This window comes from Methylobacterium haplocladii, from assembly GCF_007992175.1.
Taxonomy (GTDB): domain Bacteria; phylum Pseudomonadota; class Alphaproteobacteria; order Rhizobiales; family Beijerinckiaceae; genus Methylobacterium; species Methylobacterium haplocladii.
On the sequence record NZ_BJZT01000013.1, the window covers coordinates 93,899 to 108,805 of the forward strand.

Consider the following 14,907-nt stretch of genomic DNA (forward strand, 5'->3'; position numbering starts at 1 on the left):
GTCGGGGTCTCTGCCATGAGATCCGAGTGTGTCTCAGTATAAATCACAGTAATAACTGAATAAATTATCATGTTTTATATTGTTTGGCAGTAAAAAGAGTTTATTGTTCAGCTTGGTGGCTTTGTTGAAATTTCTTTGTAGCGCTCTATAGTGAAAGACCTTGGCGTTCGAAGACGTCGATTTTTCCCCCGAGGTCGACGTGAGCAGTCGTGAGCGCGCCAAGATGGAAGAGGTCATCGAACTCTTCCTCGAAGCGCGCAGGCGGCTCGGGTCGGACGGCTCCTTTACCACGCGTGTGCTGCTCGACATGCTGCTGCTGGATCTTGGCCGGGAGCTTGTAGCCCTATCCGGCAAAAAATCCGATTGAGAACGCGCATCTTGGCTGCGCCGACCGGATTCGCGACGATCCGGTGACTCTTCCTTAGGTCTCTTTCTCAAGCCCCCCTTCACGTGCCGCTGTCACGGTCCTCGCCTCTGGCCGCGGGGCCGTGCGTGGAGCGTGTCGATGTCGTTGCAGGGGATCGCGCTGCTGGTCCTGGGCCTGACCGTGATCGGGCTTGCGGCCCTGCTGGTCGCCGCCATCCGCCGGGACGGCTCCGCCACGCAGGACCCGGACGATGCCGAGGCGTTGCAGGACCGGCTCTGGCTGCTCTCGGAGAGCGAGGAGCGCTACCGCACGCTGATCGAGGCGACCACCGAATGCATCGTCCAGCGCGACGGCCAGGGCCGCATCACCTTCGCCAACGCGGGATTCGCGGCGATGCTCGGCGCCAGCCCCCTCGATCTGATCGGCTCGATGGTGCAGCTCCAGATCCTGGAGCCCGGCGAGACCGTGCAGCGTGCGGACGGCGTCCGGCAGGTCGAGGAGCGGGTGCTTCCGGTGGACGGGCGCCCGCGCTGGTTCTCCTTCATCGAGATGCCGGTTCAGGGCAGCGGCGGCGCGCCGCACTGGCTTCGGGCCGGCTGCGACGTCACCGCCCGGATCGAGGCGGCGCGTTCGCTCGATGAAGCCAAGAGCCGGGCGGAGAGCGCCAACATCGCGAAATCCCGCTTCCTCGCCACCGTCAGCCACGAATTCCGCACGCCGCTCAACGGCATCCTCGGCATGGCCGACCTCGTGCTCGAAACCGGGCTCGATGCCGAGCAGCGCACCTATGTCGAGGCCGTCCGCACCAGCGGCAAGGCGCTGCTCTCCCTGGTCGACGGCATCCTCGATTTTTCGCGGATCGAGGCGGGAAAGCTCGACCTCGCGGCCGAGCCGTTCGACGTCGCGGCGACGGTCGAAGGCGTGATCGAGCTGCTGGCGCCGCGCGCCCAGGACAAGGGGTTGGAGATCGCCCTCGACGTCGCCGACGACTTCCTGGCGCAGCGCGTCGGCGATGCCGACCGGGTCCGGCAGATCCTGCTCAACCTCGCCGGCAACGCGATCAAGTTCACGCAGACCGGCGGCGTCGGGGTCGTGCTGTCGCAGACGGCCGACGCCGTCGTGCTGTCGATCGAGGACACCGGCCCGGGTATCCCCGAAGAGCGGATACCGGCGCTGTTCGAAGAGTTCGAGCAGGGCGACGGCAGCGCCAGCCGGCACCACGAGGGCACCGGCCTCGGGCTCGCCATCACGCAGCGGCTGGTGGAGCGCATGAGCGGGCGCATCGAGGTCGTCTCCAAGCCGGGTCGCGGCAGCGTGTTTCGGGTGTTCCTGCCGTTGCCGCCGGCAAGCGACGAGACGGCTTCCCGCCCGCCGTCATTGCGTGCGCGAAAGATCCTGATCGTGGCGGAATCGGCGTTCCAGGCGCCCTACCTCGCCCGGCGCCTCTCCCGGTCTGGGGCCGCGGCCGTGATCGTCCCGAGCGTCGAGGCAGCGCTCGATGCGCTCTCCGGAGCCGGCTTCGACGCGCTCATCGCCGACCGCGCGCTGGGTGACGCGGGCGTGCGCCGCCTCGCGGCCGAGGCCCGGCGCGGGGGGGTGCGCTGCAGCCTGATCCTGCTCTCGCCCTTCGACCGGCGCGAATTCGGCGCACCGGGCGCCGCGGGCTTCGACAGCTACCTGATCAAGCCCGTGCGCGCCCGCTCGCTGTTCGATCGCCTCCTGGAGCCGGGCACCGGCCCCGCCGCCGCGGAACCGCCGGCGGTCGCGGCCACGCCGCGCCCGGACCCCGCCGGTTCGGCGGAGGCCCCGCGCGCCCAGGGGCGTCCGATGCCCGGCCGCGGCCGGCGCGTGCTGCTCGCCGAGGACAATCCGATCAACGCGCTGCTGGCCACCAAAGCCCTCGAACGCCTCGGGGCCACGGTGACGCTGGCCCGCGACGGCATCGAGGCGCTCGCCGCGATCGAGGCCTCTCCGACCCCCTTCGACCTCGCCCTGATCGACATCCGGATGCCCGGCCTCGACGGTCTCGAGACGGTCCGCCGCATCCGGACCCGCGAAGCCGAGGGCGCCCCCGTGCCGCATCGACTCGTCGCCCTCACCGCCAATGCCGCCGGCGAGGACGAACGCGCCGCCCGCCAAGCCGGCTTCGACGCCTTCCTGCCCAAGCCCCTCGATCTCAAGGCGCTGCCTGGGTTGCTGGAGTGGCGCGCGCGGGCTGCGTGAGGGGCGGGCTGCCCCGGGTGCTCCTGCCTGCACAGCATGGCACGGGTGGTCGCTCTGCCGTCGGCCGATTGGGATTGGCACTCCGGGCGGGCGGTCGTAGACAACCCGAATGATCGCAGCTCAGGCCATGAGACTTCTTCCGGATCTCCTGGCCCCGCAGTCGCGGACCGTCCGGAGCGGCCGTGACGCATTCGGCGTGACGGGCGAGACACGCCTTGGATTGAGTGAGGCATCGGCTGCCTTGGGGATCGATCTACCGCGTGTCGCAGGAGAGATCCGGCGACGCGTGGACGCATTCCTGACATCGCAGTCCGGTCCGACCGCCGGTGCACGGGATATCGTTCTGCTCTCGGTCCTGGCACTCCTCGACATGATGACCTTGACCGATGATGTACGCCTCGTTCTTGCTGGGCGGGACGCCCCATGGGTGGCCGCCTACGGCGCATCGCACGAGCTCGAGGTTCGGCTCCTACCTGGGAGCGAGAGCCAGGCTCCTCTCGCCGCCGATCACACGCTGCTTGCTCTGGGACTGCCGTTGCGGGAGCTGTCCGGGTATGTCGACAACGCGCATGCGGTGAAGGGAATCGTCCTCGCGCCCGTCTTGGACGACGATGCGACCCGCTCGATCACCTCTCGGCTTCCGGTTCCCTCGAATGAGATAGCGACGGGCGTGGATCTCGGTATGGGCGGGACGGTCGCATGGCTCTGGCCGCGCCTGTGACACACTCTCGGACACGCCCCGGCCATTGCCACCCATGACATCTCGGCTCGTCAGCGAACTGCCACTAGGGCACCTCGGCCTGCTGCCGTCGAACCGAGCGGGGTGGTATGAGTTCGGCTCTGCCAAATCGATCGAGATGCCGTCGCCTTCGTTTCTCGGGGGGGCCGGCGGCCTGGAACTCCTCACGCGCTTCGCCGGACGGCCGATGACGATGCCGGCCCATGGCTGCGCCGTGCTGACCGATGCCTACGCTTACGGCGACGGTCTGGCCTTCGTCGACGACCATCTCCTGCTCGATTCGTCGGTGACGGCATCGCCGATCGATATCGGTGCCTGGGGTTTCTTCCGCGATGTCGGCCCCCTGCACGATGGCAAGCGCCGCATCGATAACTGGTCGGAGCATCCGCACCGGCTCGGCGAGGCCGTGCTCCTCGCCCGCCGCAGCGACTTCGTCTACGGCCATTGGCTGCTCGAGACGCTTCCGCGTGTTCGGCTCGCGCAACGCCTGTGCAGCGATCAGGCGGCCTTCATCGTGAGCGCGTCGATCGCCGAGTATCAGATCGAGATGCTGGAACAGCTCGGCATCGCCCGAAGTCGCCTGTTTCCGCTCAATCCCGGTATCGCGGTCCACTGCGACAGGCTCATCGTTCCGAGCCTTGCACACTGGAGCAGCAACGTCGTCCACGACTTCGCCTGCGAAACCTACGATGCGCTGATTACCGACTGTATCGCCCGCGCCGGACACGGGCGAGCCCATGACCGGATTCTGGTGACCCGAAGCTCGCGCAAACGAGATCCCCGGCCGCTGTTCAACCTCGCCGATGTGGAGGTGGTAGCACGACGGCACGGCTTCGTGACCGTCGATCCGGGGGCCGTTCCGTGGTGGGAGCAGATTGCGATCTTCGCGCAGGCGTCCGCCGTCGTCGGGCAGTCCGGCTCGGGGCTTCACAACACCGTCTACACGGGGGAACGTGGCCACGTCCTCGTCCTTCAGCCCAATCACAGCCGCAACTTCCTGCAGACCTCCATCGCGGCGATCCGGCGCCATCGGATCTCCTATCTGTTCGGCGAATCATTTTCTGCGTTCGATCGCGAGGGGTCCGAATGCGGCTACGTCATCGACGTCGACCTGCTCGATCAGACTCTATCGACGATCATCTGAGTCGATGCAGAGCCTGATGTTTCATGACACGATGCGGGACGACTTCGGCTCTCCAGCTTGCACTGCTTCGGCCGAAGTCTTCCTGGATCATCTCAGGCGGCCATCCCCGGGGCGATGCTCATAGTTTGATGCCTTCCTCGACCGGCCGGTAGGAGATCGTCCGCAAAACCGGTGCAACCTGATGACAGCAGGATGCTAGCCTTGACGCCCAGGCTCCAAGACGTTCAGAGGATAGGCGATCGACCGAAGGACGCCGCTTGACCAACCGCTTTGCTCGCGCAACCGCGGTTGCCGCCACATGGATGGAAGCAGGAAGTGCCTTGTTTTTCAACCGCTGTCATCGAGTAGATTGAGAATCTTGCGCATATGCCTGAAACGCAAACTTCAGCCATGCTGACTCAAGTCATCCATAAGAGGATGCGGGTGATCGAAGCGCAGAACTGCGAGCTGTGATGTTGCAAGATGATCTGATGTTTGCCTATTTTGTTACAGCAAATAGGTTTGATCGACTCAAAAATTCGCTGATTGAACAGATAAAGATCGGCATTGGAATCGCGCGTCAAAGTTACTTGATTACGGATTGTCGTCCGGCCAGCATGCCGAAGACCATTGTCGATTTTTTTGGTGATCGCATAGTCGCAGAGGATCCCTACGTTCTAGACGATAGTGGAAATCGATCATTTTCTTTTTCAAAACTGCGAAACTCAGCTATTAAAACCGCTAGAGCATCAAAAGCATCATGGATGTTTTTCTGCGATGCTGACACGGTTTTAGCAAAAATTATCTTGCCTAGACCTGGTGAATATTACACTATACCATATGTTTATTGGCAAAAAACCGAAAAAGAAACTATCAATCAATCCTTGAAAGAAATCGAAAGCATCGGAGCGGCCGCCTTTTCAGAGGGGAATTCTTGGTTCGTTCTTCATCGGAACGTCTTCGATGCTCTGGATTTTAACGAGCAGATTTTTGGCTATGGTTGGGAAGATCTCGAGTTTTCGGTTCGCGTGCAAGCCAAAGGATTTGTTCCTGGGCGTTGCGGAACGCATATTATTCACCTGTATCACACACAAGAAGATCGGCAGGTCGACTGGCCGCAGTTTTATCGAAATCAAGCAGTTTTCGAAGCCATACAAATCCAAGTTCAAAACGGCTACGTGCCAGATTGGAGGAATTCTGAGACCCTAAAAACATCACATTCCGCTTGGGTGGCCGATTTATATTTTGATTACACTGGTAATATTGTTGTGAATCCATTGAGCAAAACCGCGAATCGATTCGACATAGTTGATGGCAAATTTGTCATTCACTGGAACGATTGGCCGGCAGAAGTTTTTGAAAGAGATATAGAAGGCTTGGCGTATATCGGCCCGCTAGTAATTAGCCCGACTACGATTTAGCACGACACTCCAGGCGCAGTGCTTCTCTTCGTCAGACGGTTTTAGAGACCTGAAGCGTCTCTTATAGATGCTTTTCAGGCTATTACGGCCGCAATACAGCATTGTGAGGTGTGGTATTTGGACAAGCCTAAAACGATAATCAGTATCTGGCGCTAAGATTCACTCCCGGACTGTTTCGCTCTGACGAGCAGGCTGATGTCTTGGCCGATGCCTGGAAGGTGTCCGAGATCATCAGGCGCCCAACGGCCCCGTGATGGGCATCTGTCTCGCGCCCTGGGGCTTCTTCTCGAATACGATGATGCTGTCATAGAACGACATGGAGTGAATGGATTTCGTAAAATCCGAGATCGGCAGTGCGTTCCTGGTATACGAGGCGTTCATGTCGTCGATCTTGTGCTTGCAGATTTCAAGAAAGGACTTCGGATCGTCAAGGCCGCCGCCAAATTCAGGCCAGTAGCATGTATGCGTATCTTCTACCATATACACGCCCGTCGGCGATATGCGATGAAACAGAAGATTGAAAGTATTGGTCATGTGCTCCATCATGTGACTTCCATCATCGAGCACGATGTCGATGCGAGGATATTTCTGGAGAATGGCGTCGATAACGTTCGGTTCGTCCTGGCTGCCGATGAAAATCTCGACGTTTTCTGACTCGTGGCGCTTGAAGTCTGGATTGATGTCGACGCCGACTATTTTACATCCTGGGCCAAAGTACTCTTTCCACATCTGAACCGAACCGCCATGAGCAACGCCGATTTCGAGCATGACCGGGCTCTTGTTGCGAAAGCGCTCGAAGTGGCGTTCATAGATATCGAAGTAGTGTATCCACTTAAGTAGAGGCTTATGGCCGTTGGAAAGGAAGTATTTATGGAGAAATCCGTCACTCATTATTGATCTCTATTTTCGTCCATCCGGATGACTCTCAAAGTAACAGATGGCGGTCGGATGGCAAGCGCTATGGCCTCGAGTTGGCGCGTCGGCAAGTGTCACCCTTCGTGGCTGCTAGTAGCGGCCTCTCGGCGCAGCCAACCTCGTACTGCCTGAGCCAATCACGGCATCGGAAACAATGGCGTATTCCGGGGGCAAGGTTTCTGCGCTCTCCTCGTGAGCGATGATTTGCACTTTGTCGGAAGCTGCCGGAAACGGCAGCTTTGTTGGTCCGTTCCGCTTCCAGACGATCATTGGATGACAAGGGCGGCCCCGCCGCTTATGTGAGCCGGGCCGTTCGAGATGGTGCGTTGCAAAAGGCCAGCCCAACGATGGAGCAGTCCAAGCGAGAGGCGCGCTTCCGTTGAAGATCCTCCTCGACCTGCAGGGGCTCCAGTCGTCGAGCCGCGAGCGCGGCATCGGGCGTCTGACCCGGCAACTGGCCCTGGCGATGATCGCGGAAGGGGGCCACGAGTTCCACGTGCTCCTCGGCGAGGATCTCTCGCACGAGATCGACGCCGTCGAGACCGAGTTCCGGCGGCTTCTGCCGCCGGGCCGGGTCCACAGCTTCGGGCCCTATGGGCCGACGGCCTGCGTGCATGAGCAGAATGTCTGGCGCGCCCGTGCCGCGGCACTGCTGCGCGAAGCGCGTATCGCCGAGATCGCACCCGACATCGTCCATGTCGGTTCGCTGTTCGAAGGGTTCACCGAAGACTTCATCACCTCCGTCGGGCGGCTTCCGGCCGACCATGCGACCGCGGTGACATTGTACGATCTGATCCCACTCGCCGACCCGGACCGCTACCTCGGCTCCCCCGCCTACAAACGGCATTATCTGCGCAACGTGCAGGACCTGAAGCGCGCCGATCTGCTCCTCTCGATCTCGGACTATTCGAAACGCGAAGCGATCGACCTGCTGCATCTGCCGGAGGAACGGATCGCCGTGATGTTCGCCGGCGTCGGCGATCATTTCCGCCCCGCCCGCCTGTCGGCGCCTGAGAAGGATGCGCTGCTGCGCCGATTCGGCTTGACCCGGCGCTTCGTCCTCTTCGTCGGCGCCGCCGATCCGCGCAAGAATCTCGAACTCTTGATCCGGGCCTACATGAAGTTGCCCGCGGGACTGCGGTCGGACCTCGATCTCGTCTTCGCGGGCAAACTCGTGGCGCACGAGAAGGACGCGATCATCGCCGCCGCCCGGCGTAACGGCGTGCCGCCGTATCACGTGATCTTCACGGGCTATATCGCGGATGCCGACCTGATCGCGCTGTACGGCCTCTGCGACGTCCTCGTCTTCCCCTCGACCCACGAGGGCTTCGGTCTGCCCCCGCTGGAAGCGATGGCCTGCGGCGCGCCGGTGCTGGTCGCCGACAACACCAGCCTGCCCGAGGTGGTCGGGCGGCAGGACTGCATGTTCGATCCCTTCGACGTCGAGTCCTTGCGCGAGCGCCTGCTGTTCGCCCTCGGCGATCGGGAGTGGCGCGAGGCGATGCGCGCCTACGGGCCGCAACGGGCCAAGCTGTTCACGTGGCGGGCGGCGGCCCGACGCGCCCTCGACGCCTTCGAGACGCTTCACGCCCGCCGACTGCGCGAGCGTGAAGCGGTGCGACTGCCGGAACGGATGCCGCTGCCCGCACCGGTGCGCCGGCCCCGCATGGCCTTCGTCTCGCCCCTGCCACCCGACCATTCCGGCATCGCCGACTACAGCGCCGAACTCCTTCGCGAACTGCTCGACCATTACGAGATCGACCTCGTGCATCCGGACGGCACGACGGACGATGCCTGGCTCGCCGGCAATTGCGCGGTGCGGGACATCGTCCATTTCGAACGGCATGCGGGCGAATACGACCGCATCGTCTATTCCTTCGGCAATTCGACCTTCCACACCCACATGTTCCGGCTGCTCGCGCGCTTTCCGGGCACGGTCATCCTGCACGACGCCTTCCTCTCGAACCTCGCCATCCACCTGCTGCATGTCGCCGGCAAGCCGGCAGACGCGATCGCCGAGGAGATCTACGCGTCCCACGGCGTGACCGGACTGCGCCTACTGACGGAGGAGGGCTACGACGGCGTCGCCCGCGACCTAACCATGAGCGGCGGCGTCTTCCGAAACGCCCACGGCGTCATCGTGCATTCAGACTTCGCGGCCGGGATCGCCGAAGCGGCCTTCGGGCCGACGGTGCGGTCCATGATCGCCGTGGTGCCGCATCTGCGCTCCCTGCCGAAGCGCGGCGGGCGGAAAGCCGCGCGGAAGGCGCTCGGGATTCCGCCGGATGCCTTCGTCGTCGCGAGTTTCGGCATCGTCGATCCGCGCAAGCTCAATCTCCTGACGGCGGAAGCGTTTTCGTCGAGCGGCCTCGCTGCGGACCCCGAAAACCGCCTCGTCTTCGTTGGCCCCCATCAGGAGCCCTATGCGGGCGAAGTTCTGGCTGCCGCGACGGCAGACCATCCCGATGCCGGCGTGGTGTTCGCCGGACGCCTGTCCGACACCGAGTACGGGCAGTACATGGAAGCGGCGGATATCGCGGTCCAGCTTCGGACCGAGTCCCGCGGTGAGACCTCGGGTGCCACGCTCGGGGCCATGGCCTACGGGTTGCCGACCCTCGCGACCGACCTCGGTCCCGTCGCAGAACTCCCCGACGGTTGCCTCGTCAAGCTCGAACCGGATGCGAGCGCCGAGGATGTCGCGGCGATCCTGCTTCGGCTTCGCCGGGATCCCGAGGACTGCCGCCGGCTCGGCGAGGCCGCGCGTGCCTATATCGCCGGCGCGCTCGAGCCGCGGGCCATCGGTCGCCGCCTCTCTGAACTCGTCGAAGGTTTTGCAGCAACCTCCCCGCGTGTCAGCGAGCGTGTGCTGGTCGAAGCCGTTGCCGATATCGCCGCCGAGACACGCCCGACTTCGAACGATCTCGCGCGCCTCGCCGGCCACCTGCAGGCGCTCTATCCGCCGCCGCGCCTTCGCCAGTTACTCTGCGACGTCTCGGGAATAGCCCGAGAGGACCTGCGCACCGGTATCGAGCGGGTGGTGCGCGCCGTCCTGGAACGGTTGATCGCTGCGCCGCCGGACGGTTTTCGCATCGAGCCGGTCGTGATCCGGGACGGTGTCCCGCATTACGCGCGTGCGTTTCTCCGCGACCGGCTCGGCCTGCCGACCGGCCCGCTCGACGACACGCCCGTCGCCTTCGGCCCGGGCGATCGCTACCTCGGCCTGGACTGGGTGCCGGACCGGATTCCGGACGCGGCGCCCTGGCTCGGCCGCTTCCGGCGGGCAGGCGGCGGTATTACCTTCGTCGTCTACGATCTGCTGCCGCTCGAGATGCCCCGGTTCTTTCCGGACTGGCTCGAAGCGCTGGATCGGCGCTGGCTCGACACCATCACAACCTGCGCCGATCACCTCGCCTGCATCTCCGCCGCGACCGCCGACAGCGTCGCACGGCTCGCCGACCCGGCGACGATCGCCGGTCGCGCCGACGCGCTCGAGATCGGCTGGTTCCATCTCGGCCACGACCTCGCGGTGGGCATGCCGACGACGGGAGTCCCCGACGACGGCGAGGCTGTGCTGGCGGCGATGGTCCGGCGGCCGACCTTCCTGATCGTCGGCACGGTGGAACCCCGGAAGGGTCACGTCGATGCGCTCGATGCCTTCGAGGCACTCTGGGCGGAGGGCCGCAACGTGGCCCTCGTCGTGGTCGGCAAGGAGGGCTGGATGGTCCAGGAGCTCGCCGACCGCATCCGGGGCCACGCAGAACACGGGGCGCGTCTCGTCTGGCTGCCGAAGGTCAGCGACGAATACCTCGACACGCTCTATGGCGCGGCCACGGCGGTTGTCGTCGCCTCGCACGGCGAGGGCTTCGGGTTGCCGCTCGTCGAGGGGGCTGCGCGGGGCACGCCGATCATCGCGCGGGATCTGCCGGTCTTCCGGGAGGTCGGGGGGGCAGGTGCGGATTACTTCGACGACCGGCCCGGCGGCCTTGCCGCCGCCATCCGGTCCTGGCTCGCCGCCAGACAATCAGGACGCGTCGTAGCGCCGGTACCGATGGCCCGCCTAAGCTGGGCCGAGGCGACCGCGCAGCTCCTGGCCATCGTGCGCGGCGAGCGGGTCTATCGCACGCTGGACCCCGACGAGCAGCCGGCTGGCCGCCAGCGTCGGATCGGAGCGTCGTCATGAAGCGCTATCTTCGCGGCAAGCTGCACCGAATCCGCCGCCTTCGCCGGTCGATGCGGCCTCAGGCGGCGGCCATCGCCGCGCTCGCCGAGAGCTTCGATGTCGCATGGTATCTGGAGCGCTACCCGGACGTGACCGCTGCCGGCGTCGACCCCCTGGGCCATTTCCGCGATCACGGGGCCGACGAGGGCCGGCTGCCGAACCGCTTCATCGATCCCGAATGGTATGCCCGGTTCTATAAGGATCTCGGGTCGCAGCCAGCGCTGTTCCATTACGCCCGCATCGGCCGGCGCGAGCGGCGCGATCCCGGTCCGGACTTCGGCGCGGGCGAATATCTTGCGGCCAATCCGGATGTCGCCGCGGCCGGCATCGAGCCGCTCATGCATTACATCCGGCACGGCCGGGCGGAGGGCCGCCTTGCGTTCCGCTCGCCTCTGGCCGGTCACAGGACAACGTCGCGGGCCGCCGAGGCCCTCGTCGCCCGGTTCACGTCCGACGCGCGCGATGCCGGGTTCAGCCTGCACGTGCCCGACGAGATCCTCCTGCGGATCAACGAAGCCGTCCTGCGGCGTGGCACCCGCGTGTCGGATTGAAGGTCGCGACGACGCGGGTGATTCGCATTCGCCGGGCGGATGACGATAACCATGGCGTCGGACAGGCGCTTCGAGGGGCCGGGATGAAGGTTCGAACTCTGTCGCTGGTCGTCGTGTTGACCGGCAGCGCTGCGGTGGCTCAGGACAGGCCCCTCGTCATCCCGCAGGTCGAGGGTGCGAAGCAGGGTCGCGTGATCGGCCGCGCCATGGCCTGCGGCGTGGCGAAGGGCCGGACGGGCGCCGTGGTCACGGCGAACCGGGCGCGGATGCTGGCGGCGGTCGGCTCGGCCTTCACCGAGGATCGCTACCTGCCCGAGCTCGATCGGGCGATCGCTTTCGAGACCAGCCTGCCGAGCCCGTCCGAGGCCGCCTGCGCCAAAGCGGTGACCGCGTTCGAGGCGCTGGAGGGTCTGCACTGACCCGCTACGCTCGCTCGGCGGCGATTCCCTCGGCGGGCGTCGTGGACATCGCCCCGTCGGTGATGCCGGCAGGTCTGAACGCTCCAGCTCGCACGCGAGCGTTTTCCGGGACCGGGTGACCGAATCTTAACGGTCCGGGCCCAGGTTCCAGCCGGTGGGAATTTTGCCCACTCTATCGGAATCGCGACGATGAGTACGGTCTCCTCCGCCAGCGCCATGGCGTTCACCTCGCCGAAGCAGCGCCTCCTCGACAGCATCACGAGCCAGGTCAGCGCCGGCAAGATCAGCAGCACCGACGAGACCGCGCTCGACAGCGCCGTCGAGTCCATCGACAGCGCCCTGTCGAGCGGCAGCGGCCGTTCTTCCGCCTCGGCGAAGCTCGGCCCCTCGGACATGAAGAGCCGGATCGACGACCTGATTTCCCAGCAGGTCGGCAGCGGCACTCTCACCAGCGACCAGGCCGAGACCCTCAAGCAGGTCTTCGCCCAAGGATCCGAGGGTCACGGCGGAAAAGGTGGACACGGCGAGGTCGGCCGTTCGGGCGGCCCTCCGCCAGGGCCGCCCCCCGCCGACGACACCGCCCCGAGCGACCCGTTCGCCGACCCGAGCACATCGGCTTCCGGCAGCACGACGGGCCAGAGCGCCGGTGACATCCTGGCGAGTTTCATGAAGCAGCTGCAGAGCGCGCAGAACCAGCCGAGCGGTTACGGTGCGAACGCCACCTCCGGCGGAAGCCGATCCGCCAGCGCCCTGCTCCTGAACTTCGAAGCCTGAGTCGCGCGGGCGGTCGGCCCCACCCGGACACCGGCAGGGCCGGCCCTTGTCCGTGCCGGTCCCGAGGCTGCCGCCGGGTCAGACGACGATCAAAGCAGGTTCTGCGCCTTGGCCAGGGCGACGAGGTCCCGCTGGGGGCGGGCGCCGATATGCTCGATCACCTCGGCGGCGGCGAGCGCTCCGAGACGTGCGCTCGCGACGTTGTCGAGCCCGCGGGCATGGCCGGCGAGGAAGCCGGCGGCGAACAGATCGCCCGCACCGGTGGTGTCGACGACTTCCCGCACGGGGAACGCCTCGACGGCGCGGACTTCGCCGCCCTTCACCACGAGGGCGCCTTCGGCCGAGCGGGTGACGAGTCCGAGGAGATGCCGGCCCCTTGCGTCGCGCTCGTCGCGCAGGGCCTTGATCGCGGCCTCGCCGTCGTCGGTCTGGTAGAGGCTCTTCAGCTCGCCGAGATTGGCGAACAGGATGTCGACGCTGCCGTCGCGGATCAGGCCCAGGAATTCGTCGCGGTAGCGGCCGACGCAGAAGGCGTCCGAGAGCGTCAGCGCCACAGCGTTGCCGGCGCCGTGCGCGATCTTCACCGCCTTGCGGAACGCTTCCTTGGCCTCCAGCGGATCCCACAGGTAGCCTTCGAGGTAGATCGTGCGGGCGCTCGCGGCGGTGGCCTCGTCGACATCGGCCGGCGACAGCCCCTGGCAGGCGCCGAGATAGGTGTTCATGGTACGCTCGCCGTCCGGCGTCACCAGGATGAAGCAGCGGGCGGTGGCCGGCCCGTCGGTCGCGGCGGCGACGTCGAAGCGCACGCCGGTGGCCCGGAGATCGTGCGCGAACAGGCCGCCGAGTTCGTCGTTCCGAACCTTGCCGACGAAGCCGGTCTTCGCGCCGAGGATCGCCGCACCCGCCGCCGTGTTCGAGCCCGAGCCGCCCGAGACGACCGTGGTCTGCCCCATCGCCGCGAAGAGCTCTTCGGCGCGTGCCTCGTCGATCAGCTGCATCGCGCCCTTCGGCACGCCCTGGGCGGCCAAAAAGGTCTCGTCGGTGCGCGCGATCAGGTCGACGATGGCGTTGCCGAGGACGAGGAGATCGAGGGATTCGGGCATCGGGTGTCCGGTCTGGTCAGCGATGCTTCGGGCCTGTGGCAGCCGCACCGGCGAGCGTCAAGGCGAAGCGGTGCTGCGCTCCCGCTCAGGCGTGTCCGAACAGGTCCGCCACGGCGACGGTCAGGCCGGGCGGCGTGAGATCGAGGCTGCCGGCAGACAGGATGCGTGCCGCGATGCCGCCCGCGCCGTCGCGGCTGTGATGGATCATGAGCGGACCGCTCGGGTCGACGACCAGGTAGTGCATCACGCTGGGGATGCGGAAATAGCCGTTGAGCTTGCGGTTCGTATCGATCGAGCGCGAGGACGGCGAGACCACCTCGACGACGATCACGGGCGCCACCTCCATGGCGTCGCGGTCGGCACGCTCACCGCAATAGACGAGCACATCGGGCACGTAGCTGGTCTGCGCGTCGACCCTGACGGCCACGCCGTCGATGAGCGCGCGGCAGGGGCGCCGACCCTCCCGGATCGCCGCCCGCAGCGCATCGAAGACCGCCGCTTTCGTCTCGGCGTGCCGCACGCGCTCCGGCGCCATCGCCACCACCTCGCCGTCGACGAGTTCGTACTTCCCGTCCCGGCCGTCGGCCCAGGCCAGGAACGCGTCGACCGTCATGCGAGGTTTCGGCTGCACGCCCATGTTACGGAACGTACCATGGGTTGCGGACGCGGCGAAGCGGCCGAACCTCTACTGCTGCAGGCTCTTCATCTCGCACTGCGCGTATTCGCCGCTCGCCTTGACGTAGGCGTTGAGCTTCTGGGCATAGGCTTCCGCCAGCGGCCGGAAGACCTGGGCCTGCGCATTGTAGGCCTTGATCGCGTCGTTGTAGCTGTAGGCCTCCCAGCCGGGGCAGCCGCCCTTGGCGTCGAGGCAGGCGGGTTTTTCGGGGAGCTTGGGCTTTTCGGGCTTGCCGTCGGAGGGCGGGGGCACCGGCGCCGTGCAGGCCGCGTGCCCTGCAGCGGACCACGCCAATGAGAGCAGAAGCCCCGCTCCGATCACGCTTCTCCGCATCGCCAATATCCTCTCCGGCCGTCTCGCCCGCGTTAGGATGCGGC

General features: G+C 65.4%; 13 protein-coding genes. 9 read left to right on the forward strand and 4 right to left on the reverse strand.

All coding sequences use genetic code 11. The features are described 5' to 3' along the window. Positions 1 to 160 precede the first annotated feature (160 nt). From MHA02_RS06960 to MHA02_RS06980, 5 genes are all read left to right on the forward strand, one after another. The gene (locus MHA02_RS06960; protein WP_147077919.1) at positions 161 to 367 is read left to right on the forward strand and encodes a hypothetical protein; all 207 of its coding nucleotides are present in this window, start codon (positions 161 to 163) and stop codon (positions 365 to 367) included. A gap of 138 nt (positions 368 to 505) precedes the next feature. Next, a complete protein-coding gene (locus tag MHA02_RS06965; RefSeq protein WP_147077921.1) occupies positions 506 to 2,590 on the forward strand; it encodes an ATP-binding protein in 2,085 nt (694 codons plus the stop codon). A 286-nt stretch (positions 2,591 to 2,876) separates the two neighbouring features. Then, complete coding sequence (locus MHA02_RS06970) at positions 2,877 to 3,311, forward strand: hypothetical protein (RefSeq protein ID WP_147077923.1); 435 nt, start codon at positions 2,877 to 2,879, stop codon at positions 3,309 to 3,311. Positions 3,312 to 3,447: 136 nt separating this feature from the next. Further along, the gene (locus MHA02_RS06975) at positions 3,448 to 4,473 is read left to right on the forward strand and encodes a glycosyltransferase family 61 protein (RefSeq protein WP_170249080.1); all 1,026 of its coding nucleotides are present in this window, start codon (positions 3,448 to 3,450) and stop codon (positions 4,471 to 4,473) included. 449 nt (positions 4,474 to 4,922) lie between these two features. Beyond that, on the forward strand, positions 4,923 to 5,873 hold the full coding sequence (locus tag MHA02_RS06980; protein ID WP_210245056.1) for a glycosyltransferase family 2 protein: 951 nt from the start codon (positions 4,923 to 4,925) through the stop codon (positions 5,871 to 5,873). A gap of 231 nt (positions 5,874 to 6,104) precedes the next feature. Here MHA02_RS06980 and MHA02_RS06985 read toward each other — a convergent pair whose 3' ends face one another. After that, positions 6,105 to 6,764, reverse strand: coding sequence for a CmcI family methyltransferase (locus tag MHA02_RS06985; protein ID WP_147077926.1), 660 nt, complete (start codon positions 6,762 to 6,764; stop codon positions 6,105 to 6,107). 403 nt (positions 6,765 to 7,167) lie between these two features. Here MHA02_RS06985 and MHA02_RS06990 point away from each other — a divergent pair, with 403 nt between their 5' ends. From MHA02_RS06990 to MHA02_RS07005, 4 genes are all read left to right on the forward strand, one after another. After that, on the forward strand, positions 7,168 to 10,968 hold the full coding sequence (locus MHA02_RS06990; protein ID WP_147077927.1) for a glycosyltransferase: 3,801 nt from the start codon (positions 7,168 to 7,170) through the stop codon (positions 10,966 to 10,968). Continuing rightward, entirely contained in the window at positions 10,965 to 11,558 is a 594-nt protein-coding gene (locus MHA02_RS06995) for a hypothetical protein (protein WP_147077928.1), read from the forward strand. Before MHA02_RS06990 ends, MHA02_RS06995 begins: the two co-directional genes overlap by 4 nt. Before the next feature lie 83 nt (positions 11,559 to 11,641). Beyond that, the gene (locus tag MHA02_RS07000) at positions 11,642 to 11,977 is read left to right on the forward strand and encodes a hypothetical protein (RefSeq protein WP_147077929.1); all 336 of its coding nucleotides are present in this window, start codon (positions 11,642 to 11,644) and stop codon (positions 11,975 to 11,977) included. A 189-nt stretch (positions 11,978 to 12,166) separates the two neighbouring features. Then, positions 12,167 to 12,751: a hypothetical protein gene (locus MHA02_RS07005; protein WP_147077930.1), complete on the forward strand. Its 585-nt coding sequence runs from the start codon at positions 12,167 to 12,169 to the stop codon at positions 12,749 to 12,751. A gap of 89 nt (positions 12,752 to 12,840) precedes the next feature. Here MHA02_RS07005 and MHA02_RS07010 read toward each other — a convergent pair whose 3' ends face one another. From MHA02_RS07010 to MHA02_RS07020, 3 genes are all read right to left on the reverse strand, one after another. Further along, complete coding sequence (locus tag MHA02_RS07010) at positions 12,841 to 13,854, reverse strand: adenosine kinase (protein ID WP_147077931.1); 1,014 nt, start codon at positions 13,852 to 13,854, stop codon at positions 12,841 to 12,843. Between the two features lie 85 nt (positions 13,855 to 13,939). Then, positions 13,940 to 14,467, reverse strand: coding sequence for a Uma2 family endonuclease (locus MHA02_RS07015; RefSeq protein ID WP_306424456.1), 528 nt, complete (start codon positions 14,465 to 14,467; stop codon positions 13,940 to 13,942). A gap of 72 nt (positions 14,468 to 14,539) precedes the next feature. Further along, the gene (locus tag MHA02_RS07020; RefSeq protein WP_147077933.1) at positions 14,540 to 14,863 is read right to left on the reverse strand and encodes a hypothetical protein; all 324 of its coding nucleotides are present in this window, start codon (positions 14,861 to 14,863) and stop codon (positions 14,540 to 14,542) included. Between the last annotated feature and the right edge of the window lie 44 nt (positions 14,864 to 14,907).

Coding starts and splice junctions, on each gene's coding strand:
- MHA02_RS06965 (WP_147077921.1), top strand. CDS start 506: ATGTCGTTGCAGGGGATCGCGCTGCTGGTCCTGGGCCTGACCGTGATC.
- MHA02_RS06975 (WP_170249080.1), top strand. CDS start 3,448: ATGCCGTCGCCTTCGTTTCTCGGGGGGGCCGGCGGCCTGGAACTCCTC.
- MHA02_RS06985 (WP_147077926.1), bottom strand. CDS start 6,764: ATGAGTGACGGATTTCTCCATAAATACTTCCTTTCCAACGGCCATAAG.
- MHA02_RS06995 (WP_147077928.1), top strand. CDS start 10,965: ATGAAGCGCTATCTTCGCGGCAAGCTGCACCGAATCCGCCGCCTTCGC.
- MHA02_RS07000 (WP_147077929.1), top strand. CDS start 11,642: ATGAAGGTTCGAACTCTGTCGCTGGTCGTCGTGTTGACCGGCAGCGCT.
- MHA02_RS07005 (WP_147077930.1), top strand. CDS start 12,167: ATGAGTACGGTCTCCTCCGCCAGCGCCATGGCGTTCACCTCGCCGAAG.
- MHA02_RS07010 (WP_147077931.1), bottom strand. CDS start 13,854: ATGCCCGAATCCCTCGATCTCCTCGTCCTCGGCAACGCCATCGTCGAC.
- MHA02_RS07015 (WP_306424456.1), bottom strand. CDS start 14,467: ATGACGGTCGACGCGTTCCTGGCCTGGGCCGACGGCCGGGACGGGAAG.
- MHA02_RS07020 (WP_147077933.1), bottom strand. CDS start 14,863: ATGCGGAGAAGCGTGATCGGAGCGGGGCTTCTGCTCTCATTGGCGTGG.